Source organism: Micromonospora halotolerans, assembly GCF_032108445.1.
Classification (GTDB): Bacteria; Actinomycetota; Actinomycetes; order Mycobacteriales; family Micromonosporaceae; genus Micromonospora; species Micromonospora halotolerans.
In genome coordinates this window covers 3,108,633-3,133,175 of record NZ_CP134876.1, presented here as the reverse complement: position 1 = coordinate 3,133,175, position 24,543 = coordinate 3,108,633, and the positions used below count along the sequence as shown (strand labels likewise).

The 24,543-nt window shown below is 73.7% G+C and carries 21 protein-coding genes; 6 read left to right on the top strand and 15 right to left on the bottom strand.

Annotation, left to right across the window (positions count from 1 at the left end):
- Nucleotides 1-159 precede the first annotated feature (159 nt).
- On the top strand, nt 160-1,839 hold the full coding sequence (locus RMN56_RS14930; RefSeq protein WP_313724363.1) for a DEAD/DEAH box helicase: 1,680 nt from the start codon (nt 160-162) through the stop codon (nt 1,837-1,839).
- A gap of 100 nt (nt 1,840-1,939) precedes the next feature.
- Nucleotides 1,940-3,088 (top strand): class I SAM-dependent methyltransferase, encoded by a 1,149-nt coding sequence (locus tag RMN56_RS14925; protein ID WP_313724362.1) that lies wholly within the window; start codon nt 1,940-1,942, stop codon nt 3,086-3,088.
- Here the strand turns inward: RMN56_RS14925 and RMN56_RS14920 are convergent.
- On the bottom strand, nt 3,085-3,516 hold the full coding sequence (locus tag RMN56_RS14920; RefSeq protein ID WP_313724361.1) for a hypothetical protein: 432 nt from the start codon (nt 3,514-3,516) through the stop codon (nt 3,085-3,087). The two genes, RMN56_RS14925 and RMN56_RS14920, sit on opposite strands and share 4 nt — an antisense overlap.
- A gap of 196 nt (nt 3,517-3,712) precedes the next feature.
- Here RMN56_RS14920 and RMN56_RS14915 point away from each other — a divergent pair, with 196 nt between their 5' ends.
- On the top strand, nt 3,713-4,132 hold the full coding sequence (locus RMN56_RS14915) for a helix-turn-helix domain-containing protein (protein WP_151465319.1): 420 nt from the start codon (nt 3,713-3,715) through the stop codon (nt 4,130-4,132).
- 4 nt (nt 4,133-4,136) lie between these two features.
- On the opposite strand, the gene RMN56_RS14910 is transcribed toward RMN56_RS14915, so the two are convergent.
- The 4 genes from RMN56_RS14910 to RMN56_RS14895 all read right to left on the bottom strand — a co-directional run bounded on the left by RMN56_RS14910 (nt 4,137) and on the right by RMN56_RS14895 (nt 9,529).
- Entirely contained in the window at nt 4,137-5,150 is a 1,014-nt protein-coding gene (locus RMN56_RS14910; RefSeq protein WP_376787298.1) for a DUF8832 domain-containing protein, read from the bottom strand.
- Entirely contained in the window at nt 5,143-5,373 is a 231-nt protein-coding gene (locus RMN56_RS14905) for a heavy-metal-associated domain-containing protein (protein ID WP_313724360.1), read from the bottom strand. The genes RMN56_RS14910 and RMN56_RS14905 overlap by 8 nt, the downstream gene beginning before the upstream one ends.
- 109 nt (nt 5,374-5,482) lie before the next feature.
- Entirely contained in the window at nt 5,483-7,603 is a 2,121-nt protein-coding gene (locus RMN56_RS14900) for a RecQ family ATP-dependent DNA helicase (RefSeq protein WP_313724359.1), read from the bottom strand.
- Nucleotides 7,604-7,612: 9 nt separating this feature from the next.
- A complete protein-coding gene (locus RMN56_RS14895) occupies nt 7,613-9,529 on the bottom strand; it encodes an AfsR/SARP family transcriptional regulator (protein WP_313724358.1) in 1,917 nt (638 codons plus the stop codon).
- 141 nt (nt 9,530-9,670) lie between these two features.
- Here RMN56_RS14895 and RMN56_RS14890 point away from each other — a divergent pair, with 141 nt between their 5' ends.
- The gene (locus RMN56_RS14890; protein ID WP_313724357.1) at nt 9,671-10,492 is read left to right on the top strand and encodes a hypothetical protein; all 822 of its coding nucleotides are present in this window, start codon (nt 9,671-9,673) and stop codon (nt 10,490-10,492) included.
- A 65-nt stretch (nt 10,493-10,557) separates the two neighbouring features.
- Here RMN56_RS14890 and RMN56_RS14885 read toward each other — a convergent pair whose 3' ends face one another.
- From RMN56_RS14885 to RMN56_RS14855, 7 genes are all read right to left on the bottom strand, one after another.
- Complete coding sequence (locus tag RMN56_RS14885) at nt 10,558-11,307, bottom strand: SDR family NAD(P)-dependent oxidoreductase (RefSeq protein WP_313724356.1); 750 nt, start codon at nt 11,305-11,307, stop codon at nt 10,558-10,560.
- Nucleotides 11,308-11,395: 88 nt separating this feature from the next.
- A complete protein-coding gene (locus RMN56_RS14880; protein ID WP_313724355.1) occupies nt 11,396-12,511 on the bottom strand; it encodes a branched-chain amino acid ABC transporter permease in 1,116 nt (371 codons plus the stop codon).
- Nucleotides 12,508-13,398, bottom strand: coding sequence for a branched-chain amino acid ABC transporter permease (locus tag RMN56_RS14875; protein ID WP_313724354.1), 891 nt, complete (start codon nt 13,396-13,398; stop codon nt 12,508-12,510). Before RMN56_RS14875 ends, RMN56_RS14880 begins: the two co-directional genes overlap by 4 nt.
- The gene (locus RMN56_RS14870) at nt 13,395-14,120 is read right to left on the bottom strand and encodes an ABC transporter ATP-binding protein (protein WP_313724353.1); all 726 of its coding nucleotides are present in this window, start codon (nt 14,118-14,120) and stop codon (nt 13,395-13,397) included. Before RMN56_RS14870 ends, RMN56_RS14875 begins: the two co-directional genes overlap by 4 nt.
- 55 nt (nt 14,121-14,175) lie before the next feature.
- Nucleotides 14,176-14,919 carry an ABC transporter ATP-binding protein gene (locus RMN56_RS14865; RefSeq protein ID WP_313724352.1) on the bottom strand — a complete coding sequence of 248 codons (744 nt, stop codon included), beginning with the start codon at nt 14,917-14,919 and terminating at the stop codon, nt 14,176-14,178.
- A gap of 4 nt (nt 14,920-14,923) precedes the next feature.
- The gene (locus RMN56_RS14860; RefSeq protein ID WP_262282977.1) at nt 14,924-16,126 is read right to left on the bottom strand and encodes a substrate-binding domain-containing protein; all 1,203 of its coding nucleotides are present in this window, start codon (nt 16,124-16,126) and stop codon (nt 14,924-14,926) included.
- Nucleotides 16,127-16,402: 276 nt separating this feature from the next.
- Nucleotides 16,403-17,608 carry a CLIPPER-2 domain-containing protein gene (locus RMN56_RS14855; RefSeq protein WP_313724351.1) on the bottom strand — a complete coding sequence of 402 codons (1,206 nt, stop codon included), beginning with the start codon at nt 17,606-17,608 and terminating at the stop codon, nt 16,403-16,405.
- A 531-nt stretch (nt 17,609-18,139) separates the two neighbouring features.
- On the opposite strand from RMN56_RS14855, the gene RMN56_RS14850 reads away from it, so the two are divergent.
- Together RMN56_RS14850 and RMN56_RS14845 are read left to right on the top strand one after the other, a co-directional pair.
- On the top strand, nt 18,140-19,474 hold the full coding sequence (locus tag RMN56_RS14850) for a TrkH family potassium uptake protein (protein WP_313724350.1): 1,335 nt from the start codon (nt 18,140-18,142) through the stop codon (nt 19,472-19,474).
- Nucleotides 19,464-20,132, top strand: a complete 669-nt coding sequence (locus RMN56_RS14845) for a potassium channel family protein (protein ID WP_313724349.1) — start codon at nt 19,464-19,466, stop codon at nt 20,130-20,132. The genes RMN56_RS14850 and RMN56_RS14845 overlap by 11 nt, the downstream gene beginning before the upstream one ends.
- Before the next feature lie 50 nt (nt 20,133-20,182).
- On the opposite strand, the gene RMN56_RS14840 is transcribed toward RMN56_RS14845, so the two are convergent.
- The 3 genes from RMN56_RS14840 to RMN56_RS14830 form a co-directional block, all read right to left on the bottom strand.
- Nucleotides 20,183-21,796 carry a serine/threonine-protein kinase gene (locus RMN56_RS14840; RefSeq protein ID WP_313724348.1) on the bottom strand — a complete coding sequence of 538 codons (1,614 nt, stop codon included), beginning with the start codon at nt 21,794-21,796 and terminating at the stop codon, nt 20,183-20,185.
- A gap of 71 nt (nt 21,797-21,867) precedes the next feature.
- Nucleotides 21,868-23,421: a fused MFS/spermidine synthase gene (locus tag RMN56_RS14835; protein ID WP_313724347.1), complete on the bottom strand. Its 1,554-nt coding sequence runs from the start codon at nt 23,419-23,421 to the stop codon at nt 21,868-21,870.
- Nucleotides 23,422-23,457: 36 nt separating this feature from the next.
- Nucleotides 23,458-24,498, bottom strand: coding sequence for a coiled-coil domain-containing protein (locus tag RMN56_RS14830; protein ID WP_313724346.1), 1,041 nt, complete (start codon nt 24,496-24,498; stop codon nt 23,458-23,460).
- Nucleotides 24,499-24,543 lie beyond the last annotated feature (45 nt).

Here is a 24,543-nt window from a genome sequence, read left to right as displayed (position 1 = left end):
CACCGATTCGTTCAGCTCAGCTGATCAGCACCGGCCCCCGGCGCGCGTGCGGCCCGGTCCGGCTCGGCGTAACCGCCGCCGACCGTGTGGCCCGCGCCATACCGTTCGCGCCCTGAGGACATGACGGGGCGCACCACGAGAGGGCACCCCCAAATCCATATGAGCGAGCAGATTCAGGGCCACGAACTGGCCCCCACCGCTCCGGTCCGTCCGGAGGCTCCCACCTTCGCCGAACTCGGCGCCCGACAGGAGACCGTCGAGGCGCTGGCCGCCGCCGGCATCACCCGCGCCTTCGCCATCCAGGAGTACGCGCTGCCGATCGGGCTGCGCGGCGTCGACCTGATCGGCCAGGCGCCGACCGGCACCGGCAAGACCCTCGGCTTCGGCATCCCGCTGCTGGAGCGCGTCTTCGCGCCCTCCGAGGGCAGCGACGGCGTGCCGCAGGCGCTGGTCGTCGTCCCCACCCGTGAGCTGGGCCTGCAGGTCGCCAAGGACCTCGACGCCGCGGGCCGCACCCGGGGCGTCCGGGTGCTGCCGATCTACGGCGGCGTCGCGTACGAGCCGCAGATCGACGCGCTGCGCAAGGGCGTCGAGATCCTGGTCGGCACCCCCGGCCGGCTGCTGGACCTGGCCAAGCAGAAGCACCTCCGGCTGGACCGGGTGCACGCGCTGGTGCTCGACGAGGCCGACCGGATGCTCGACCTGGGCTTCCTGGACGACGTCGAGAAGATCCTGGCGATGCTGCCGGAGGACCGGCAGACCATGCTCTTCTCGGCCACCATGCCGGACCCGATCGTCGCGCTGTCCCGGCGCTTCCTGCGCCGGCCGGTGACGATCCACGCCGGGCACACCGCCGAGACCGGCCCGTCGCCGCAGACCCAGCAGCTGGTCTACCGCACCCACTCGATGAACAAGGTCGAGATCGTGGCGCGCATCCTCCAGGCGGAGGGCCGCGGGCTGACCATGATCTTCACCCGCACGAAGCGGGCCGCCGACCGGGTGGCCGAGGACCTCGACTTCCGCGGTTTCGCGGTCGCCGCCGTCCACGGTGACCTGGGTCAGGGCGCGCGGGAGCGGGCGCTGCGGGCGTTCCGGGCCGGCAAGATCGACATCCTGGTCGCCACCGACGTGGCGGCCCGCGGGCTCGACGTCACCGGCGTCACCCACGTGATCAACTACGACTGCCCCGAGGACCAGGACACCTACACCCACCGAATCGGCCGCACCGGCCGGGCCGGGGCGTCCGGTGTCGCGGTGACCTTCGTCGACTGGGACGACATGCCCCGCTGGCGGATCATCGACAAGACCCTCGGGCTCGACATGCCCGAGCCGCCGGAGACCTACCACACCTCCGCGCACCTCTACACCGACCTGGACATCTCCCGGGACGTCAGCGGCACGCTGCCGACCGCCGAGCGCACCCGCGCCGGCCTGTCGGCCGAGGCCGAGGAGGACCTGGGCGGTGGCCGGTCGCGGCGCGGCGAGCGCGGCTCGCGGCGCGGCGACGCTCGGGGCGAGAGCCGGGGCGAGAGCCGGGGCGACGGCCGGAGCCGGGAGCGCCGCCGGGGTCGCGGCGACGACAGCGACGCCCCCGCTGAGAGCGCGCCCACCGAGGCGTCCGCCGAGGAGGGCACCCGCACCCCGCGTCGCCGCCGGCGCCGCCGCGCCGGCGAGGCGGTCGCCGGCGAGCCCACCGCGGTGATCTCCGCCGAGGGTGGCGCCGAGCCGGCCGCCGCGGCCGTCGAGGGCGACTCGGCCGCCAAGCCGCGCCGCCGCCGGCGCCGCCGTGGTGGCGGTGGCGGTGGCACCGGTACGCCTGCCGAGGCGACCGCCGACTGACCCGTCAGGCATCGACGTCCCCCGTACCGGTTCATCCGGTGCGGGGGACGTCCCCGTTCACCCGGCCGTTGTGGCCGAACCCGTCGAGGAAGAGGACACCATGCCGGAACCGCTGGACGCCGCGCTGAGCGAGGTGCGGGCACTGCTGCTCGACCCCGCCCTGACCCGGGCGGTCGCCGCCGGGCGTCGCCGTGGCCAGCGCCCCTCGGTGGTCCGCGCCGAGCTGCGTCCGGTCACCCTCAAGGGCGGCCCGCGGCTCCAGATCTCGACCTCCGACGGGGCCCGGCCGTACACCCGGAACGTGGCACCGGGCGCGGAGGCCGACGTGGCGGTCGACGCGCTGCTGGCCGAGCCCTTCGGCAACTGGCACGTGGAGACCGCGGACAGCACGCTCCAGCTGCGGGTGACCAAGTCGGGCGAGGCGCAGGTGCACCGGGCGGCGGCGAGCCGGCCGGCGCCGGAGCCGGGCGGCCACGACCGGGCCAAGGACTGGCTGCTCGACCCGGGCGACCCGATCTTCGCCGAGATCGGCGGCTCGGCGGCCAAGCGGCGGCAGGTGGACGCGTTCCTCCGGGCGCTGGCGGCCACCCTGCCGGACGACCTCACCGGGCCGCTGCGCGTGGTCGACCTGGGCTGCGGCAACGCCTACCTGACCTTCGCGGCGCACCGCTACCTGACCCAGCGGGGGTTGGACGTGACGCTGGTCGGGGTGGACGTCCGCGAGGACCAGCGCCGGCGCAACACCGAGCTGGCCGAGCGGCTGGGCTGGACCGACCGGGTGAGTTTCGTGGCCGGCACCATCGCCGACGCGCAGGTGGAGCCCGCCCCGGATCTGGTGCTGGCGCTGCACGCCTGCGACACGGCGACCGACGAGGCGCTGGCCCGCGCGCTGCGCTGGGAGGCCCGCTGGGTGCTCGCCGCGCCGTGCTGCCACCACGACGTGGCCGCCCAGCTCCGGGCCCGCCCCGCGCCGGCGCCCTACGAGCTGCTCACCCGGCAGGGCATCCTGCGCGAGCGGTTCGCCGACGTGCTGACCGACGCGCTGCGCGCCGGCCTGCTCCGGCTGCACGGCTACCGCGCCGAGGTGGTGGAGTTCGTCGACTCCCGGCACACCCCGCGCAACCTGCTCATCCGGGCCCGGCGCACCGGGAGCGCGCCGACCGGGGACCAGCGCGCCGAATATCGCCAGCTCGTCGACCAGTGGGGTGTCACGCCCCGGCTGGAGACGCTGCTCGCCGACCGCCGCTAGCGGCGGCGGTCAGCCCGGTTGCGCTCGCCCCTCTCGAACGCGGGCACCCGGTCGCCGGGCCCCCGGTTGACGGACCGGTCGGCCTCCGGCGACCCGGTCGGGAACGGCACCACCTTCCCCGACTCGTCGGCGTTTCCGGCGGCGGCGAACGCGTTCCACGAGATGTCGACCAGCAGCCGCTTCAGCTCGGCGTGCCGGACGGCGGCGCTGTGCTGGAGCGCCAGCCGGGCGCCCAGCACCACGCCGACCAGCGTCGTGGTGGTCGCTCCGGTGGCGGCGATGAGGTGCACGCCGGTCGCCGGGCCGCCGCGCGCCGCCAGCACCAGCAGCCAGATCCAGAAGCCGAGAGCGAACACGCCGGCCTTGGCCACGAAGAAGAGGCTGATCGCGCCCGGGCGGTGGGGCACGGGACGGTCCGGCTCGGCCATGCTGCTCCTCCTCGTCGTCGGTCTTTCACTGCTCAACGGGTCCGTCGAGTTTAGTTGACCGCTCACAACTGTCTATGCCCGCAGCGGTCCCGCCCACGGGACCTTCCGACCGATCAGTCAGTTACTTATCCGTGCGGGCGTACTAGGCTCGGTGCCCATAGTCGGGTGCTCCGGCGGAAAGGGACTGACCCCGGGGATGGGCTCCGCAGAGGTTTCGCCGCAGATGGCCTTCGCGCGGTTCGTGCGACGCGCCATCGATGACGCCCGCGAGGAACGCGGCTGGACGGTGACCGACCTCGCCACACACACCGGCGTGGGGCGGTCGACCGTGTTCCGCTGGCTGGCCGGCGACTGGCAGGACTACCCCGAACTGGCCAAGGTGCGTGGCTTCTGCGCCGCTCTCGACCTGCCGGTGGCGGCCGCGTTCCGCGCGCTGGGCCTGCCCGACGCCGGCGCCGTCCCGCGCCGCCGGGGTGCCGAGGACGGCCCGGTGGAGGCCGACGTCCGGGTGATCCTGGAACGGCTGGCCGACCCGAACGTCCCCGCCGAGGAGAAGCACCACATCCGCGACCTGCTCCGCTACCTGGCCCGCCGCCCGGTCCGCCGGGCGGGCTGACCGCTCAGGCCACCGTCACGGTGAACGCGGCCGTGCGCACCACGCCGCCGACCTGGAAGTCGAGGAACATCCGGTAGCGGCCCGGCCCGGGCGCGGTCAGCCAGAAGGTCACCGCGTCGCCGTCCCGCACCGGCTCGGGGTGCACGTGCAGGTAGCCGAGGTCACCCTCGCGGAGCGCGACCAGGTGGCCGTACGCGCCGAGGTAGGGCTGCAGCGGCGCGGCCGCGCCGCCGGACCCGGTGACCCGGAACCGCAGCGGCACCGACTGCCCCACGGCCGGGGTGCCCGCGTAGCCGACCGTGAACCCGTCGACCGTGGTCGACGTCGCCGGGGCGGGCAGCGGCCGGGGCGCGTAGCCGCCGGGCACGGCCAGGTCGGCGCCGAGGATCACGGCGGTCTGCCGGCCGTCGTCGGCGACGGCGGTGAAGTCCGCGTACGCCCGCCAGGCGCCCGGCTCGGCCAGCGTCAGCGGCACCGACCAGGTGCCGTCGGCGGCCATCGTCGGGTGCAGGTGCTGGTAACCGGTGAGGTCGCGGCGCACCACGATGAGGTGCATCGGCTTGTCGTGCACGACGGCGAACCGGGTGACCGCCCGCCGCCGCTCGTCCTTGATCTGGAACCGCAGCTCACCCGCCCGGCCCGGGGCGAACTCCACGCTCGACGGGGCGAGCGTGTAGCCGGCCGAGCTGATCGACAGTCCGGCCGCGTCGGCGTCGCCGCCCTGGGTGACGGTGGCCCCGCCGTGCGAGTGCGCCCCGGTGCCGGGGGCCTGGCTGTGCTCCGCGGCCACCGCCGCCGCCCCGGTGCGGGTCGGGTTCGTCGGTGGGTTGAGCCGGCCGAGACCGAAGCCGAGCAGCACGGCGAGCACCAGCCCGCCCACCACCAGGGCGAGCCGCAGCGTCGACCGGTCCACCTCGACGGGCCCGCCGGCCGCCGGCGCACCGGCGACCGGCCCGTCGGTGACCGACGCGTCGGTGGCCGGCGTGTCGGGGCCGGCGAGGGGCGGTGACTCAGGCAACGCCGGAGGCCAGCTCGTAACCCGCCTCGTCGACGGCGGCGCGGACGGAATCGATGCGCAGCGGGGCGGCGCTGGTGACCGTGGCCGTGCCCGCGGCGAGGTCGATCCGGACCTCCTCGACCCCCGGCAGGGCGGACAGCTCCTCGGTGACCGCACGGACGCAGTGTTCGCAGGTCATCCCGGCCACGGAGTACGTCTGGACGACGGGTCGCTGCTCGGTCATGCGCCCACGGTACCGCCGTCGGGCCCCCGGCCCGCCGGTGGTCCGCCGACGGTGGCGGCGCTCGCATTCCCGGACCGGCCGGAACTTTCCGGACCCGGCAAGCGACGGTTCAGCCGGCCACCGCGAGGGCCAGCGGCAGCACGTCGGGCGCGCCGGCCCGGCGCAGCAGGCGGGCCACCATGCTCATGGTCCAGCCCGAGTCGACCAGGTCGTCGACGAGCAGCACCGGCCCGTCCAGCCCGGGCAGCGCGTCGGCCAGGTCGGCGGGCACCGCGAAGGCGTCGTGCAGCGCGCGTACCCGCTGGGCGCTGTTGCCGCGCGGCCCGCCGGGCCCGGACGGGCCGGTGGGGACGACCCGGCCGAGCAGCGGCAGCCGGCCCACCGCGGCGATCCGCTCGGCGAGCGAGCCGACCAGCAGCGGCCGGGTGCGGGAGCCGACCGCGACCACCCCGACGGGGCGGCGCGGCCACGGGTCGTCGCCGTGCGCCCACGCCTTCAGCACCTCGACCACCGCGGCCGCCACGTCGTCGGGGACCGGGCCGTCCGCCGCGTCCGGCCCGACCAGGCCGCGCAGCCGCCCGCCCCAGCCCAGGTCGGACAGGCGTCCCACGGCTCGCCCGGGCAGCGCCTGCTCCGCCGGGGCGATGCGCCCCTTCAGGGGTACGCCGACCGCCTCCAACCCGGTGGGCCAGAGCTTCTTCGGCGCGATCTCCACGCCGGGGCGGCCCAGGAAGGTCTGCGCGGCGGTGAGCGCGGCGTCGGACACGTCCGTGCCGAACAGCGGGGCGGCGCAGTTGTCGCACCGGCCGCAGTCCCCCGCCCCCGCGTCGTCCAGGCACTCCCGCAGGTAGCGCATCCGGCAGCCGGGCGTGGTCGCGTACTCCCGCATGGCCTGCTGCTCGGCGGTGCGCGCTTCGGCGACGCGGCGCAACCGGGTCTCGTCGTAGACCCAGGGCTCGCCGGTGGCCAGCCAGCCGCCGCGCACCCGGCGGACCGCGCCGTCCACGTCGAGCACCTTGAGCATCAGCTCCAGCCGGGCGCGGCGCAGGTCGACCACCGGTTCGAGGGCCTGGGTGGAGATCGGCCGTTCGGTGTCCAGGGCGGCGAGCACGGCCCGGACCTGCTCCTCGGGCGGGAAGGCGAGCGAGGCGAAGTACCGCCAGATGGCCGCGTCCTCGACCCCGGGGAGCAGCAACACCTCGGCGTGCTCGACGGCCCGGCCGGCCCGGCCGACCTGCTGGTAGTAGGCGATCGGCGAGGGCGGCGCGCCCAGGTGCACCACGAAACCGAGGTCCGGCTTGTCGAAGCCCATGCCGAGCGCGCTCGTGGCCACCAGCGCCTTGATCTTGTTGTCCAGCAGGTCCTGCTCGGCGGCCCGCCGGTCGGCGTCCTCGGCCTGGCCCGTGTAGGCGGCCACCGACCAGCCCCGGGCGCGGAGGAACTCGGCGGTCTCGCCGGCCGCCGCCACGGTGAGCGTGTAGATGATCCCCGAGCCGGGGAGTCGGTCCAGGTGGTCGGCGAGCCAGGCCAGCCGGTGCGCCGGGCTCGGCAGATCCAGTACCCCGAGCCGCAGCGACTCCCGGTCGAGGGTGCCGCGCAGCACGAGAGCATCGCCGAGCTGCTCCGCGACGTCCTGGGTGACCCGGGCGTTGGCGGTGGCCGTGGTGGCGAGCACCGGGGTCCGCTCGGGCAGGTTGGCGAGGAAGGTGCGCAGCCGGCGGTAGTCGGGGCGGAAGTCGTGCCCCCAGTCGGAGACGCAGTGCGCCTCGTCCACCACGAGCAGCCCGGTGGTGGCCGCGAGCTTCGGCAGCACCCCGTCCCGGAAGTCCGGGTTGTTGAGGCGTTCCGGGCTGATGAGCAGCACGTCCACCGCCCCGGCGTGGATCTCGGCGGTGATCTCGTCCCACTCGTCGAGGTTGGCCGAGTTGATGGTGCGGGCCCGGATGCCGGCCCGCGCCGCCGACTCGACCTGGTTGCGCATGAGCGCCAGCAGCGGCGAGACGATCACCGTGGGGCCGTGCTCGCCGCCCTCGCGCAGCAGCGCGGTGGCCACGAAGTAGACGGCCGACTTGCCCCAGCCGGTGCGCTGCACGCAGAGCACCCGCCGCCGGTCGACCACCAGCGCCTCGATGGCCCGCCACTGGTCCTCGCGGAGCCGGGCGTGCTCACCCGCCAGCCGCCGCAGCACCGCCTCGGCGCGCTCCCGGACGGCCATCCGATCCTGACCCATCCGGCATTTCTACCAGGCGACCGGCGGGGACCCGAGTGCCGAGGGCCGGACGGGCGGCGGGTCGGGCGGCAGGAAGAGCAGCACGTCCCGGAGCGGTTCGGTCGCGCCGGGCGGCAGGTGGCACCGCCCGGCCAGTTCCTCCAGCGACCCGTACGGGCCGCGCAGCCAGCGGTCGACCGCGATCTGGCGGCGCTGGTCGACGGTCAGCCCGGGCAGCGTCGCCAGCACCGGATCGGGCACCGCGTTGACGTCCACCAGGCCGCCGTCGTCGTAGCCGCGGGGCAGGTCCGGACGGCCGATGCGCAGCTCCGCCCGGGCCGCCGGGTAGTGGTGCAGCAGGTAGCGGGCCTGCTCGCGGCGCAACCGCCGCTGCTCGTCGGTGCGCTGCCGGCCGGTCCAGAACAGCTCGCCGATGGCCGCCCAGAGCGCGGGGTTGAGCAACACCACGTGTGCCGCGCCGAGCAGCCAGCAGATGCCCATCGCGATGACGAAGTAGAGCGTCTCGCCGTCGGTCGGCTCCTCGTTCTCGGGCGTGGTGACCGCGAGGACGAACACGCTGAGGACGAGCAGGAAGTAACCGAGTCCGGCCAGCGCCAGCCGCCAGCTGCGCCGCCACAGCGCGTACCCGAGGACCACCGCCCAGGTGAGCGCGCCGAACGACAGCAGCGCGCCGGCGGTGCCGACGACGGTCGCGGCGAGCCGGACCCATCCTGGCGCCCGGCGTGCCACCGGTCCCTCGGCCGGCTGGTTCATGGCGACCAGGAGGGCGTGCGGGATCGGGGCTGCCGGCCCGGCGCCACCCCAGCCCGGCGGGGCCGGCGGGGTCGGGGTGGGAGCGGGGGCGGGTCCAGGAGCGTCCCGGGTCGAGGCGGTGGGCACCGTCCCGACGGCAGCCGCTCCCGGCGCGGCGGCCGGCGACCCGTCCGGCAGGCCCGGCCCCCCGGCATCGGGGGCGCCACCGGCCCGGGGAGCCGGCACGGCCTCCGGCGCGGACGGCGCGGGAGGGGCGGCCGCCGGGGCCGTGGCCGACTGGGCGGCGGGCGGCGCCAGCGGGACCGCGGGCGGCGCGGGCGGCGCGGCCGTCGGGGCCGACTGGGCGGCGGGCGGCGTGGGCGGGGCGGTCGTCGGGGCCGGGGCGGCGGGCGTCGACGGCGGGAGGAGGGTGGGGTCGGCGCGGAGGATGCGCTGGTGCAGGCCCTGGAGGGCCTCGCCGGGCTCGATGCCGTACTCCTCGCGGAGCAGGTCGGCGAAGTCACGGTAGGCGGCCAGCGCCTCGGCCTGCCGGCCGCTGCGGTGCAGGGCCAGCATGAGCTGGTGGCGCAGCCGCTCCCGGACCGGGAACTCGGCCACCAGCTCGACGAGCCGGCCGACCAGCTCGCCGTGCCGGCCCCCGGCCAGCTCCAGCTCGGTACGCGTCTCCAGGGCGACGGCCCGCAGCTCCACCAGCCGGTGCCGGGCCGCGTCGAAGTACGGGCCGGCGAACCCCGTGAACGGCTCCCCCTGCCACCGCTCCAGGACGGCGGTCACCTCGGCGAGCGCGTCCTCGGTACGCCCGGCCGCGTGCCACTGGCGGGCCCGGTGCACGCCGCGCTCGAAGCGGACGGCGTCAACGGCCTCGGGTGGGATCCGCAGCAGGTAGCCGGCGTCGGTGAGGGTCAGCACCTGCCCCGGCGTGCGCGGCGACCGGTCGGGTTCAAGCACCCGGCGCAGCCCGGCCACATACTTCTGCACCACGTTCGGGCCGTTCGCCGGGGGCTCCTCGGGCCAGACCGCGTCGACGATCTGCCCGGTCGGGACGGGACGGCCCGCGGCGAGCAGCAGCACGGCCAGCACGGCCCGCTGCTTGCCGGGGCCGAGGTCGAGCGGGCGGTCCGCGTACCAGGCCCGTTGCGGGCCGAGGATCTCGAAGCGCAACGCCTCTGACATGCGAGTTTCCGCTCCTGTACCCCCGGTCGCCCCGCCGCGCCGGCCCACGGCAGTCGGACGGCAGCATAACCGCAGCGGGACGGCCGTGACGGCCGGTCTGATCCAGGGGCAACAGCCACCTGGGAAAGTGAGTCAAACGAGATGACGCAGCGTACCGGCACCGCCGCCACCTTCCGGCGGGTCGCGGCCCTCGCGACCGCCGTGCTGGCCACCACCGCACTGGCCGCGGGGTGCGGCACCGGCGCGAGCACCGGATCCGACCCGGCCCCGTCCCCGTCGGCCGACCCGAAGGCCGCGCTGCTGGCCGCCGTGCCGGACGAGAAGGACCCGGCCTTCCGGTTCTCCACCCTTGACGGCACGGACAAGGTCGTCGGTGTGGTGGACCCGGCCGCCCACGCCATGGATCTGGGGATGACGGAGAAGAGCGACGATCCGGAGTTCACCATGGCCATGACGTTCCGGGTGATCGACGAGGACCTGTGGATGCGGGTGAAGCTGACGGGCATCCCCGGCCTGCACGACATGCTGAAGCTGCCGAAGCGCTGGATGGCGCTGGACCGGACCAAGCTCGACGACGAGACGGAGGCGCCGGTCTACCAGAACGCCGACCCGGCGAACACCGCCGCGATCATCCGGACGGCGGACACGGTGACGGACAAGGGCAACGGGACGTACACCGGCGCTGCCGACCTGACCGCCAACGCCGACGTGCAGAGCGCGTTCGACGGGGTGGACGTGGTGGCCCTGGGTGAGGCGGCGAAGAAGGTGCCGTTCACCGCCGTGGTCGGCCCGGACGGCAACCTCGCCTCGCTCACGCTGGACATCCCGGCCGCCGGCAAGCAGAAGGCCATGAAGCTGGTCACCCGCTACTACGACTTCGGCAAGGCACCGAAGCTCACCGCGCCCGCCGGTGACGAGGTGCAGAAGGCGCCCGCCTCGGCGTACGAGGTGCTGGAAGGCTGACCCGCGACGCGGAAAGGGGGCGGCGGCCGCACGGGGGGCCGCCGCCCTTCCGCGTCTGTGCGGGCTCAGCGGCCGAGGACGGAGCCGCCGTTGACGCCGAGCACCTGCCCGGTGACGTAGCCGGCGGACGGGCCGACCAGGTAGCGGACGGCCGCCGCGATGTCGTCCGGCACGCCGGCCCGGCCGACCAGGGTGGCGGCCACCCGCTTGGCGTGCCCCTCCGGGGTCATCCGGTCGCCGAAGAACTCGGTCTCGGCCACGTACCCGGGGCTGACCACGTTGACCGTGATCTGTTCCGGACCGAGCTGCGCGGCCAGGTCGTACGCCCAGCCGTGCAGGGCGGCCTTCGCCGCCGAGTACGGCCCGCCACCGCCCCGCTGGGCGGCGATGGAACTGAGCAGCACCACCCGGCCGCCGGGCCGGCGCAGGGCGGGCAGCAGCGCTTCGGTGAGGAGCACCGCCGTGAGCACGTTGGCGTCCAGGTTGGCCCGCCACCAGCCCGCCACCTCGTCGAGCGTCCCGGTCGCCCCGCCGAGATAGCCCCCGGCGTTGTTGACCAGCGCGTCGACGGTCCGCTCCCCGACGGCCTCGACGACCGCCGAAACCTGCGCCGGATCGGTCAGATCAGCGGCCACCGCGGTAACGGCACCCGCCCGCCCGGACTCCTCCGAGATCCGTTCGGCGGCACCGAGCAGCACATCGAGCCGCCGCCCGACGATCATCACGTCGTACCCGTCGAGAACGAGCCCCCGGGCGACGGCGGCCCCGATCCCGGTCCCACCCCCACTGACGACGGCCAGCCTGCTCTCCCCCATGACCCCTCCCCGTTGATCAAGAAGTTTGCGTCATCCTACGGCGGGATCGTGACGCGAACTCCTTGATCAACGGGGAGAGGGGCGGGGGTCAGCGGCGGCGGAGCGACGTCAGGACGGGTTGCAGGCGGGTGCGGAGGCTGGCCAGGCCGCCGGGGAAGAAGTACACCGCCAGGATGAACACCGTGCCCAGGACGAACAGCGGCTGGCTCAGCGGGTGGCTGAGGAACGCCGGGAGGCTGTTGACCGCGTCGCTGGTGCCGAAGGCGGTGAGGCGGTGGTCCAGGTACATGTAGAGGATGCCGCCGAGCACCGGGCCCCAGCGGGTGCCGGGACCGCCGAGCACCACCATGACCAGCAGGGACAGGGTCAGCTCCGACGAGGTGACGTGCGGGCTGGCGCCGCCGACGATCAGGCAGTAGACCACCCCGCCGGCCGTCGCCAGGCCGCTGGCCAGGGTGAACGCGACCAGCTTGAACCGGTACGGGTCGAGCCCGAGCACCCCGATCCGCCGCTCGTCGTCGCGCAGGCCGGCCAGCACCCGCCCGGTCGGCGATCCGCTCACCCGGTGCACGACGAGGACCACCAGAGCCAGGTACGCCAGCGCCAGCCAGTACAGGTTCACCGTGTTGGTGACCCCGACCAGGGCGGCCGGCAGCCCGGAGACGTCCAGCGGCAACCCCTCCTCGCCGCCGGTGAGCCCGCCGAAGTCCCGGGCCACCAGGATCGCCCCGACCTGCGCGAAGGCGAGCGTCACCATGGCGAACGCGATGCCGACCGTGCGCAGGGCGACCGCGCCGAGCAGCGCGGCGAGGATCGTCCCGCCGGTGACGGTCAGCAGCGCGGCCTGCCAGAGCGGCAGACCGGCCCGGGTCACCAGCACGTCGGTGCCGTAGACGCCGGCGGCGAAGTAGAGGGCGTGCCCGAAGGAGAGCATGCCGGTCCGCCCGAACAGCAGGTCGTAGCCGGCCGCCAGGCCGCCGAAGACCAGGCAGATGGCGAGCAGTTGCAGGGTGCCCGGCGAGTTCAGCGGCCCCTCGAAGATGCCCGGCAGGTTCACCGTGGAGTACGGCAGGATCGCCGCCACCACGAGGGCGACCAGCGGCGCGTACGGGCGCAGGCCGTGCCAGCGGGCGTGGCCGGGGGTCAGCTCGTCGGGCACTGCGGCGGGCGGCGCCGCCACCTCGGCGCTCTTGACCTCGGTCATGCGTGAGCCACCTTTCCGGCCAGGCCCTGCGGACGCAGCAGCAGCACCACGGCGAGCAGGCCGACCACGCAGAGGTCACCCAGCCCGGACGTGCCGTAGTAGTTGACGAACTGTTGCAGCAGCCCCACCGCGACCGCCGCGTACGCGGACCCGACCACCGAGCCCATGCCGCCGATCACCACCACGATGAACGCGAAGATCAGCAGTGAGCCGCCCTGCCCGGGCGAGACGGTGCCGAAGTAGACCGAGCCGAGCGCGCCGGCCAGCGCGGCGGCCGCCCCGCCGATCGCGAAGACCAGGGTGAACGCCTTGCGCACGTCGATGCCGAGCGCGGTCACCATCTCCCGGTTCTCCACACCGGCCCGGATGATCAGGCCGTACCGGGTGAACCGCAGGAACGCGAGCAGCGCGCCGAGCACCACCGCGGCGGCGACGATCAGCAGGAGCCCGGCGTTCGGCACCTGGGCGCCCAGCACCGAGGTCACGTCCCGGGTCCAGCCGGGGCGCGGGAACGGCCGCGCGTCGGCGCCCCAGGTGGCCTGGAGCAGCGCCACCCCGGCCAGCGACAGGCCGACGGTGACCAGCACCTGCTCGATGGTGCGGGAGTAGAGCGGCCGGATCAGCACCAGCTCGACCAGCACGGCCACGGCCGACCCGGCGAGCACGCCGAACGCGACGGCCACCAGGAACCCGAGGCCGTCCGCGCCGGCCCCGGGCAGGTTGCCCGCCGCCCACCACGTCGCGTACGCCCCGACGCCCAGGAAGAGGCCGTGCGCGAAGTTGAGCACGTCGGCCAGGCCGAAGACCAGGGAGAGGCCGGAGGCGACCAGGAAGTAGAGCGCCGCCAGGCCCAGCCCGGTCAGCGTCAACAGGATCACCGTGCTCACGCCTTCACCTCCGCGCCCACGCCCAGCAGCGACCTGGTCAGCGCGGTCTCCAGCAGCAGGTCCTGCGCGTTGCCGGTCCAGGCGACCTTGCCGGCGGAGAGCACCACGGCGTCGCGCGCCAGCCGCCGCACCACGGCCAGGTTCTGCTCGACCAGCAGCACCGGCACGGATTCCGCGACCCGTTCCAGCACCTCGGCCACCTCGGTCACCACCTTCGGCGCCAACCCCTTGGTCGGCTCGTCGACCAGCAGCAGCCGGTTGTCGTTGAGCAGGACCCGGCCGATCGCGAGCATCTGCTGCTGCCCGCCGGAGAGCGAGCCGGCCCGTTGCCGCCCGCGCCGGTCCAGCTCGGGGAACAGGGCGTAGACCTTGTCGTACGCCGGGGTGGTGCCCCGCCGCTCGGCCAGCCGCAGGTTCTCCGTGACGGTGAGTCCGGCGAAGACGCAGCGGTCCTCGGGCACGTAGCCGAGCCCGCCGCGGACCAGCCGGTGGGTGGGGCGGGCCAGCAGGCTCTGCGCCCCCATCCGGACGGTGCCGCGCACCTCCCCGTTGCGCGGGGTGAGCCCGACGATCGCGCGCAGCGTGGTGGTCTTGCCGACGCCGTTGCGGCCGAGCAGCACGGTCACCCCGGTCGGGGCGACCTCGAACGACACGCCCTGGAGGATGTGCAGCCCGGCGATCCGCACCGACAGGTTCTCGACGCTCAGGACCGGTTCGGTCACAGCGCTGCCTCCGTTCGCGACTGCGGGGCTCGCAGACCCGGCTCACTCCTCGCGCTCACAGCGACTCCCCCAGGTACGCCTCCTGCACGGTGGCGTTCGCCATCACCGTGTCCGGGGTGTCGCAGGCCAGCAGCGCGCCGTGGTGCATCACGGCGATCCGGTCGGCCAGCTCCAGGATCACGTCCATGTGGTGCTCCACCATGAGCACCGACCGGCCGCTGTCGCCGGTCAGCGACTTGATCACGCGGACCAGCTCGGGCACGTCCTCGGCGCTCACCCCGGCCATCGGCTCGTCCAGCAGCATCACCCGGGGCTCACCGGCGAGCAGCAGGGCGATCTCCAGCTTGCGCTTCTCGCCGTGGGCCAGGGTGCCGGCCAGCGCCGTACCCCGGTGGGCCAGGCCCACCCGGTCGAGCGCCGCGTCGGCGGCGGCGGCCACCTCCCGGTCGGCCGCCGCCCGCCGCCACAGCTTCATCGAGCCACCCCGGTGCGCCTGTACGGCGAGCCGGACGTTCTCCCGCACCGTCAGCGACCCGAAGACCGAGGACGCCTGGAAGGTACGCCCCAGACCGAGGCGGGCCCGCCGGTGCGGGGGGAGTTCGGTGACGTCCGCCCCGTCCAGCAGGATCCGCCCCTCGGTGGGCCGGCGCAGGCCGGTGATCAGGTTGAACAGGGAGGTCTTGCCGGCGCCGTTCGGCCCGATCACGCCGAGGAACTCCCCCGGTGCGAGGTCGAGGTAGACGGAGTCGACGATGGCGACCTCACCGATCCGCCAGGTCAGACCGCGGGTGGCGAGCACTGGGTCAGCCCTTCATCTGCGCGACCGGCGGCGCGCTCTCGTCACCGGTCAGGGTCTTCTGCGCGGACGCCGTGAAGGCGGTGCCGCTGCCGGAGAGCTTCGCCTGGTACATCGGCTGGAGCAGCGCGTGGTCCTCGGCGCGAATGGTCATCTTGCCCTTGACGCCGTCGAACTGCCAGCCCTCCAGCGCCTTGACCATCTTGTCCACGTCGTCGCCACCCTCCTGCACGGCGCGGACGACCATCTGGGCGGCCGCGAAGCCGTCCGGGTGGAACAGGTCGAGCGTGCCGCCGGGGATCTTCGCCTTGGCGGCCTTGGCGGCCTCGGTGTCGCTGGCCCCGTCGAAGTAGTGCGACAGGAAGGAGATCTTGCTGCCGGCCGCCCCGAAGGTGGGCCAGGAGGCGCGGATGTCCAGGCCGGTGACGACCGTGGTGGAGGAGAGCACGCCCTGCTGGTCGAGGGTCTGCCACATGGCCGGGGCGGTGGTGCCGGCCCAGGCGACGAAGAGCAGGTCCGGCTTGGCGGCCTTGATCTGGCTGGCGAACGGGGTGAACTCGGTCGCGCTGGCCGGGGCCCGCACGCTGCTCACGGTCGCGCCGGCACCGCCGATGACGGCCTTGACGGCGGCCTCGTTGGCGTCACCGAAGGCGCCGTCCTGGGCGAAGACGACCACCTTCTTGCCGGCGGCGTCGCCGATGAACGACTTGGCGGTCACCACGTCCTGGTACGACTGCCGGCCCGAGCGGAAGGTGTACTTGTTCGCGCCGGTCACCGCGTCGGTGGCGGCCGGTCCGGAGATGAACAGCACCTTGTTCTGCGCCGCGATCGGGGCGACCTGGAGGGCCACGCCGGACGAGGTGGACCCGGCGATGATCTTCGTGCCCTTGCCGATGAGGTCCTTGGCCGCGGAGACCGCCTTGGCTGGGTCGCCCGCGTCGTCGACCTCGGTCAGCTCGACCTTCCGGTCGCCGACCTTGCCGGTGCCCTTCGTGGCGAAGTCGAGGCCGGCCTTGAAGCCCTCGATGTACTGCTTGCCGTAGCTGGCCAGCGGCCCGGACTGGGAATACACCAGGCCGACCTTGACCGGTGCGGCGTCGCCGCCGCCGGAGGCGGTGTCCTGCGGGCTGCCACAGGCCGTGGCCGCGAGCGCGGCCGCCATCACCGTGGCGGCGGAAAGGAACACCCGTCGCGTGTGCCGGATCGTCATTGCGACTCCAGGTGGGGACAGGGGGAAGTGTCAGTTGTCGGCTCACGCTAGAAGTGACGTCACGCACGGGCTATGTGGCCGAAACACACAAGTAACGCAGGTGGGGTGGCCGGCCGTTACAAGCACCCCGGGCCGGCGGATCACTCCTCCGGTCCCGGTGGCCGCCGCCACCACCGCGCGGGACGCCACTGTGTCGCGCCCCGCCATCGAAGCCGCCCGAAACACGGAACGCTCCGGACACCGCGTGCGGTGCCCGGAGCGCTTCGGAGGTACGGGTCAGGCGGTGACGCGCATCCTCCGCCGCAGCCGGCTCAGGCCGACCAGGAGACCGCCGGCGGCCAGCAGGCCGCCACCCAGCGAGGCCGTCTGGACGGAACTCGTGCCGGTCACCGGCAGTTTGCCGTCCTTGCCCTTCTGCCAGTCTTCCCCGTCCTTGCCGCCCTGCCAGTCCTTGTCGTCCTTGCGGTGGTCGTACTTGCCGTCCCGGATGCAGATAGTGACGGTGACCGGGTCGGAGACCACGGTCCGGTAGCGGTACCGACCGCTGGCCCGGGCGGTGTTCACCACCTTGCCCTCCTTGACGTCACGCCAGTCGACCTCGTGGGGATGGACGGCGTGGCAGTCCGTGCTGGTGCCCGGGGCGAGGCTGGTGTTGTTGCAGGTCACGTACCCGGCGGTCGGGTCGTCGACCGAGACGTCGGTGATTCTCACGGTTCCGGTGTTGGCGACCCGGTAGGTGTAGAAGATCTTGTCGCCCTCGGCCGCGAAGCCGTCGTTCTCACACCGCTCGCGGCAGTCCGACTCGACCCGGGCCTTCTTGTCGATCGACAGGCTGACCTGCTGCTGACCTCCCGGGTATCCGGGATCGCCGGGGTGTCCCGGGTTCCCGGGATACCCCGGGTCGCCCGGATCCCCGGGGTATCCCGGGTCGCCCGGGTCGCCGGGGTCGCCCGGGTCGCCGGGGTCGCCGGGGTCCCCCGGATCCCCGGGGTCACCTGGATCTCCTGGATTCCCCGGGGCCCCGGAGGCGGCGCAGGTGTGGGCGAGGACGAATTTCTCCGCCGTCCCCGAGATCACCGCGGTGGCGCCGGTGAGCGTCCAGCCGGCCGGCAGCCGGATGAAGGCTCGGCTCACGCCCTCGAAGTCGACGATCTCACTGTTCGGCGTGCCGGGGATCGGCCGCGTCACGGTGCCGCCGGACGTCCTGAACGTCGTCGACAGCGACTGGAAGACGCCGCTGGTCTGCGGGTCGCCGGACAGGTCGAACACCCACGTCTCTTCGTTCGGGAAGGGCCCGCCGCCCGGATAGCAGAACTGGGACGCGTCCGCCGCCCTCTTCGGTACGTCCAACGGATCGATGCTGATCGTCTGGGCGGCCAGGGCCGGCGTGCCGCCGAGCACCAGGGCGCCGGTCAGCAACCCGAAGGCGGCCAACCGCACTCCGATGCTCGCTCGCCTGTTCGGCGCAGAGGTCATTCTCATGTACGTCCCCCGTATCGTGGATCCTTGACACGGGACGAAACGACCATTAATAGGGCATGTTACGCATAGCGGACATGAATCGCCCGGACGATGGAAAGGTCCCGGATTCTCACCGAGGACGGACGGCAGGGCACTCGCGACCTGTTGGAGCTGACGTGGCTGATCACCGGCCAGCCGGGACGCGGCATCTACGTGGACGAGCGACCCGGGCAGTAACTCACGAGCCGCTATCGAGGCACCCACGACGACACGGTCAGAGTCACGTGTCACCGAGACATCCGATCCATCCACGTCATCATGTTCGTAGCGGCCCACACGAACATCCCGGGCCGTCGTCGCGACGAGCTGGTGCTCCGGCACGAGGCCGTGCTCAGCGCTGACCACCGTCGCCCGTCCGCCAGCAGCCAGCCGGGCACCCCGCCTCAGGCAGGCGCCGCCCCGGGGCCCCGAGCCGCCCCGGCGCGGACCCGGTCAGAGTCCAGTTGGTCGGTTCCTGACCTTCCGGTGAATCTCCGGACGGAAGATGACCTGGTGCGTCGCCTGTTCCGGAACCCCGTACGGCTGGTGCCGTTCGGGTTCCTGGCGGTGATCCTGCTCGGCGCCGGCCTGCTGATGCTGCCCTGGGCCACCAGCGAGAGCCGCTACACCCCGTTCGTCACGGCGCTGTTCACCTCGACCTCGGCGGTCTCGGTCACCGGCCTCGCCGTCAACGACACGCCGAACTACTGGAACCACTTCGGCCTGGTCATGATCACGGTGCTCACCCAGCTCGGCGGCCTGGGCATCCTGACCGTCGCGGCGCTGGTGATCCTGGTGGTCTCCCGGCAGCTCGGCCTGCGCAACCGGCTGCTCGTGCAGGCCGAGACCGCCGAGTTCCGCCTCGGCGACGTGAGCTGGCTTCTGGTCCGGATCGTCGCCACGGTCCTCGTCACCGAGGCTCTGATGACGGTGGTGATCACCGGACGGCTCTGGCTGGTCTACGACTATTCCCCGGGCCGGGCGCTCTGGTACGCCAGCTTCCACGCCGTCCAGGCGTTCAACAACGGCGGCTTCACCCTCTACTCCGACGGCCTGGTCGCCTTCTCCCGCGACCCGTGGGTCGCGCTTCCGCTGAGTCTCGGCGCGATCGTCGGCGGCCTCGGCTTCCCGGCGCTGTTCGAGGCCGCCCGGCTCTGGCGGCGGCCGCGCCGCTGGGCGGTCGCCACCAAGCTGACCATCTGGGGCACCGTCGTGCTGATCGGGTCGGGCTTCCTGTACCTGCTGCTCGCCGAGTGGACCAACCCGGCCACCATCGGCACCTACGACGCGCCGGGCAAGGCGCTGGCGTCGTTCGCCCAGATCGCGCTGAGCCGCACCGGCGGTTTCGACGTGATCAACACCGACCGGCTCGCCGAGGAGAGCTACCCGCTGCTGATCGTGCTCATGTTCATCGGCGGCGGCAGCGCCAGCACCGCGGGCGGCATCAAGGTCTCGACGTTCTTCCTGCTCGCCTTCGTGATCTGGGCCGAGCTGCGCGGCGAGCCGGACGTGGCGGTGGGCGGGCGGCGGGTGGCCACGGCCAGCCAACGCCAGGCGCTCACCGTGTCGCTGCTCAGCGTGGCGCTGGTGGTCCTCGGCACGATCCTGCTGATCGTGTTCACCGACAACCTGCGCAACTTCGCGGCGCTGTTCGAGGTGACCTCGGCGTTCAGCACCACGGGTCTCTCCACCGGCCTCGCCCCGGAGCTGTCGCAGCCCGGCAAGTACGTGCTCATCGTGCTCATGTTCATCGGCCGGGTCGGCCCGCTCACCCTCGGGTCGGCGATCGCGTTGAACACCCGGCGACACCTGTACCGCTACCCGGAGGAGCAACCCGTTGTCGGCTAGGAAGACGGACGACAGCAGCGTCGTGGTGATCGGCCTGGGCCGCTTCGGCTCCCGACTGGCCGGCTCGCTGCTGCAACTCGACCACGACGTACTCGCCATCGACCACCAGCAGGACCGGGTGCAGCGCTGGGCGTCCCGGCTCGACCGGGTGGTGCAGGCGGACACCACCGAGGAGAACGTGCTGCGCCAACTGGGGGTCGCGGACTTCCGCCGGGTGGTGGTCGCCATCGGCGCGTCGGTCGAGGCGAGCGTGCTCACCGTGCTGGCCCTGACCGAGCTGGCCATTCCGCAGATCTGGGCGCGGGCCACCTCGGAGAAGCACGCGAAGATCCTGCACTCGGTGGGCGTGCACCACGTCATCTTTCCCGAAGCGGAGACCGGGGACCGGGTGGCGCACCTCATCGTCAGCCGGATGCTCGACTTCATGGAGTTCGGCCACAACTTCGCGATCGCCAAGGTTCGGGTGCCCCCGTCGCTGGTCGGCCGGTCGCTGCGCGAGCTGACCCCGATCGACCGGTACGGGGTGATGGTGGTCGGCGCGAAACCCGCCGGCGAGCCGTTCCGCTACGCGGACCCGGACACCGTCCTCGAACCGGAGAGCGTCCTCATCGTGGAGGGCCCGATCGATCGGGTGCAGCAGTTCGCCGGGCTGACCTGACCGTCACTTCTTCTTGGCCTTGCCGCCGTGCCCGCCCCCCTTCGGCCGGTCTACCTGCCTTTTCCCTTGCCGTCCTCCTTGCCCTTGCCGGGCTTGCCCTTCGCGGCGGACTTCGCGGGCGCCTTCGCCGGTGCCTTGGCCGCCGGCGCCTTCGCCGGTGCCTTGGCCGCCGGCGCCCTGGTGGGCGGCGGCGCCGTGCTCGGCGCGGACCCGGCGACGCCGGACACCTGCACGCCGCAGGTGCTTTCGCCGACCTTGAACTCCACCGGCAGTGGGTTGCCCCCGGTGTAGCTGCCCGTCAGCGAGACCTTCTTCGAGGCGCCCGGCGCCAGCGCGGCGTCGGTTGCCGGGGCCTGCACCAGCACGGTCTTGCCCTGCTGGCGTACCGCGGGCTGGGCCGCGCCGACCGTCTGCCTGCCCGGGAAGGTGAAGCTCATGGTCCAGTCCCGCAGCTCGCGGCTACCCGTGTTGGTGAGGGTCAGGTCCGCGGTGAAGTCCTTGCCGGAGTCGCGGCGCAGCACGTAGTCGACCGCGCAGGGGGCCGGCTCGGGCAGGCCCATCCGGGCCTCGGTCGGCTCCACCCCGCCGCTGGCCGGGCTCTTCGAGGTGACCCCCCACAGCGCGGCGGTCACCGCGATCAGGCCGGCCGCGGCCACCCCGGCCTCCACCTTGCGCCGGCGGGCCGCGGCCCGGCGGGTCTTCGTGCGGATCGCCGAGAAGGGCAGCGCGTCGGTCGCCGCCGACCACGGCAGGATGGTGGTGCCCGCGTTCTCCATGAGCGTCGGGTCGAACTGGCCGAGCGCCGGGGAGACCGGCACGATCGCCGCGATCCCGGCGGCCTCGGCGAGCGTACGGGCCACCTCGGACGTGGCCGGGCGGTCCTCCGGACGCTTCGCCAGGCAGCGCCGGACCAGCTCGGCGACCTCGTCGGGAAGTCCCACCACGGGCGGCATCGGGTCCGGCTCGTTGTACATGTGGGCGCGGAGCATCTGCGTGGTGGTGCTGGCCTGCCAGGGCAGCCGGCCGGTGAGCATCCGGTAGAGCAGCAGGCCGACCGCGTAGACGTCGGTGGCCGGGGAGACGTGGCCGTTGTCCAGCCGCTCCGGCGCCAGGTAGGCGGGCGTGCCGAGCAGCGCCCCGTCCGGGCCCTTCTCGCTCTCCCCCACCAGCGCCGAGATGCCGAAGTCGACGACCTTCACCCCGGTCGAGGTGAGCATGACGTTGCCGGGGGTCACGTCGCGGTGCACCACGCCCCGGGCGTGCGCGGTGGCCAGCGCGGACGCCACCTCCGCGCCGATCGTCAGCGCCTCCCGCCAGGGCAGCTGCCCGCCCCGGCCGAGCCGGCTGCTCAGCGGGCCGCCGTCGACCAACTCCATCACCACGTACGGGACGGTCAGCCCGACCTGCTCGGACTCCCCGTAGTCGTACACGTTGGTGATGTTGGGGTGGCAGAGCCGCGCGGCGGCCTGCGCCTCGATCCGGATCCGGTGCCGGAACGCCTTGTCACTGGCCAGCCGCGAGGCCAGCACCTTGATCGCCACCTGCCGTCCGAGCACCTCGTCGTAGCCGCGCCAGACGACCGACATGCCCCCCGCGCCGAGCTGCTCGACCAGCCGGTACCGCTCGCCGAGCAGCTGCGCGCCGTTCCTGACCGCTGCACCCATGGTCGGTCCAGTTGCCCGAGGTGGGCCCTCGTACACCTCATGGGTCGAAATCGGTCAGCGAAGTCACCCGATCAGGCGGTCGCGAGGAGCTGGTCCACCGGCGCGTAGTCGTCGGTGAGCACCAGCGCGTCCCCGACGAACTCGGCCACCTTCCCCCCGTCCAGCAGCTTCGCCGGCTCGGTGAGCAGCCGCAGCCGCGCCGGGACGTCGGCCAGCGGCAGCGGCGCGTCGGAGGCCACGATGAGGAAGTTCGCGCCGTGCTGCCCGGCGATCGCGCCGGGCGGGGCGATCAGCGCCACGTTGCGGAACTCGGCCGCCACGGTGGCCAGCTCGGCGCGGATGAACCGGTCCGGCGGGTAGTCGATGACGTTCTGCACGTAGATCCCGTCCGGCCGGAGCACCCGGCGGATGTCGGCGGCCATCTCCCGGGTGGCCAGGTGCCACGGCACCACCAGGTGACCAAAGGCGTCGCCGACGATGAGGTCCCGGCTGTCGGTGGGCTCGGCGCCGAGCAGCACCCGCGCGTCCCCCACCCGGGCGCGCAGCCGCGGCCCGGTGCGCACGCCCAGCTCCCGCCGGTCCAGCTCGACCAGGGCGCCGTCGATCTCGAAGACCAGGTTGTCGCTGCCCGGCCGGGTCGCGGCCAGGTAGCGCGGCATGGTGAAGCCGCCGCCACCCAGGTGCAGCGCGTCCACCGGCTGCTTCGCCGGCCGCGCCACGTCCGCGACCAGGCCGATCCACTGGGTGTACGCGTACTTCAGGTGGGTCGGGTCGGCCAGGTCCACGTAGGAGTGCTCGGCGGAGTTCAGGTAGAGCGTGCGCCCCTGGGCCCGCTGCCCGTCCGCCTCGACCCGGGCGCAGTGGTAGGCGGTCTCCACGTCGCACGGGTTCGGGGCGACCGCGGAGAGGCCGGCCGCGGCGAGGCCGAGCACCCCCAGGGCGGCCCTGGCGCGGGCCGGACCGGGCAGCGCCGCCCCCGCCTGCCGGCGCAGGTACGCCCCGAGCACCAGCCCGGTCACCCCCAGCACGCCGGCCAGCGCCAGCACGATCACCGTGCTGGGCAGCGCCGCCACCAGCACGAAGCCGGTGGCCAGGGTGGCCGTGATGCCGCCCAGGGTGCCGATGCCGGAGAGCCGGCCGACCACCTGCCCGGTGCGGCGCAGGTCGGCGAGCTGGAGCTTCACCACGAGCGGCGTGACCCCGGCCAGCAACGCCGCCGGCAGCAGCACCGCCAGCGCGGTCAGCAGCAGCACCGCGCTCGCCGCGCCGCCGCGCAGCGCCTCACCGGCGTACCGGACGACGGGCAGGGTGACCGCGGTGGCGATGCCGGCCAGCACCAGGGCCGGAGCGAGCAGGGTGCGCGGGTCCCGCCGGTCGGCCAGCCAGCCGCCCATCCACGCCCCGTACGCGATGGCGCCCAGGGCCATGCCGATCACCGAGCTGGTCACCTGGAGGGTCACCCCGACGTACGGGCCGACCAGGCGGAGCGAGACCGTCTCCAGCACCAGCACGGCCCCGCTGGAGAGGAAGACCAGGAACGCGGCGAGCCCGTTCGGCAGGGCCCGGGGCGGGACCGGCGCGCTCGGCGCCGGCTCCGCGACGACGTCGGACGATGTGCTGCTCACCGTGGCGATGCTACGCAGCGTTCCCCACGGCAGGGGTCAATACATCGAGATATGAACATGGTTTGTGTGGTCGGCGGCGGGACTGCCGCCCCCGCTGTACGACCGCCAGCCGGTGTTCGGCATCCAGATCTGCCGGTACCAGATGACATACATGATGCCGAGCCGGCTGGCGTTGTTCTTGGCCCAGCTGGCGAGGCTGTCGCCGTACGCCTTGTCGCCGCCGGTGGCGGACTTGTCCTCGAAGCCGCCGGTCGCGGCGGCGAAGTCGCAGGCCCGGCCCTTCGGGTGCTCGCCACCCCCGCCGCTGCGGTGGCAGGAGACGTAGCGCTTGTAGCCGGCCGCCTTGGCCTGCTGGAGCATGTGCAGGGTGCGCGGGGTGATGCAGCCGTCGGCCGGCGTCGGGTCGTTCACCGAGCAGGACTCCGACGGCCACGAGCCGTCCGGGTTGCGCGGCGCCGGCTTGGCCGACGACGAGGTGCCGCCGAAGCCGGAGCCGGAGCCGGAGCTGACCTTGGCGAGCGCCACCTCGGCGTCCCGCTTCTTCTTGGCCAGCACGGCGAGCTGCTTCTGCTGCTCCCGCACCTCGATGTCGATGGCCACCTTCGCCTCGGCGGCCTGGGCCTTCGCCTCGTTGAGGTCGTGCAGGCGCTTGCTGTCCCGCTGGGCCATCACGTCCAGCTCGGCGGCCCGCTTCAGGAAGTCGTCGGGGTCGGAGCTGCCCAGCAGCATCGACACCGGGGTCAACCGGCCCAGCCGGTAGGACTGCGCGGCCACCTCGCCGACCTGCGCGGACAGCTCGACCAGGCGCCCCTCGACCTGCTTGAGCTGGTTGGCCAGCGCGACCTGCCGCCGCTTGGAGTTGTCGAGCCGGTTCTTGGCGTCGATGTGGCCCTTCGCCGCCGCCTCCAGTGCCTCGCGGAGCTGCTTGCTGCCGCCCTCGTCCGGGGCGCTCGGAGTGGGCGCGGCGGCGGCCGCCCCGGCCGGGGCGGGACCGGCGCCCAACAGCAGGGCCGTCGCGGCGAGCAGGGCGACCAGCGAACGGCGGACGGGCCGGCTGGTGAGCCTGTTCCTGGGCACGTGAGGGTCCTTCCGTCGACCGCCGGCCCCCGAGTCGACCTTGCG

Coding starts and splice junctions, on each gene's coding strand:
- RMN56_RS14930 (WP_313724363.1), top strand. CDS start 160: ATGAGCGAGCAGATTCAGGGCCACGAACTGGCCCCCACCGCTCCGGTC.
- RMN56_RS14925 (WP_313724362.1), top strand. CDS start 1,940: ATGCCGGAACCGCTGGACGCCGCGCTGAGCGAGGTGCGGGCACTGCTG.
- RMN56_RS14920 (WP_313724361.1), bottom strand. CDS start 3,516: ATGGCCGAGCCGGACCGTCCCGTGCCCCACCGCCCGGGCGCGATCAGC.
- RMN56_RS14915 (WP_151465319.1), top strand. CDS start 3,713: ATGGGCTCCGCAGAGGTTTCGCCGCAGATGGCCTTCGCGCGGTTCGTG.
- RMN56_RS14905 (WP_313724360.1), bottom strand. CDS start 5,373: ATGACCGAGCAGCGACCCGTCGTCCAGACGTACTCCGTGGCCGGGATG.
- RMN56_RS14900 (WP_313724359.1), bottom strand. CDS start 7,603: ATGGGTCAGGATCGGATGGCCGTCCGGGAGCGCGCCGAGGCGGTGCTG.
- RMN56_RS14895 (WP_313724358.1), bottom strand. CDS start 9,529: ATGTCAGAGGCGTTGCGCTTCGAGATCCTCGGCCCGCAACGGGCCTGG.
- RMN56_RS14890 (WP_313724357.1), top strand. CDS start 9,671: ATGACGCAGCGTACCGGCACCGCCGCCACCTTCCGGCGGGTCGCGGCC.
- RMN56_RS14885 (WP_313724356.1), bottom strand. CDS start 11,307: ATGGGGGAGAGCAGGCTGGCCGTCGTCAGTGGGGGTGGGACCGGGATC.
- RMN56_RS14880 (WP_313724355.1), bottom strand. CDS start 12,511: ATGACCGAGGTCAAGAGCGCCGAGGTGGCGGCGCCGCCCGCCGCAGTG.
- RMN56_RS14860 (WP_262282977.1), bottom strand. CDS start 16,126: ATGACGATCCGGCACACGCGACGGGTGTTCCTTTCCGCCGCCACGGTG.
- RMN56_RS14855 (WP_313724351.1), bottom strand. CDS start 17,608: ATGAGAATGACCTCTGCGCCGAACAGGCGAGCGAGCATCGGAGTGCGG.
- RMN56_RS14840 (WP_313724348.1), bottom strand. CDS start 21,796: ATGGGTGCAGCGGTCAGGAACGGCGCGCAGCTGCTCGGCGAGCGGTAC.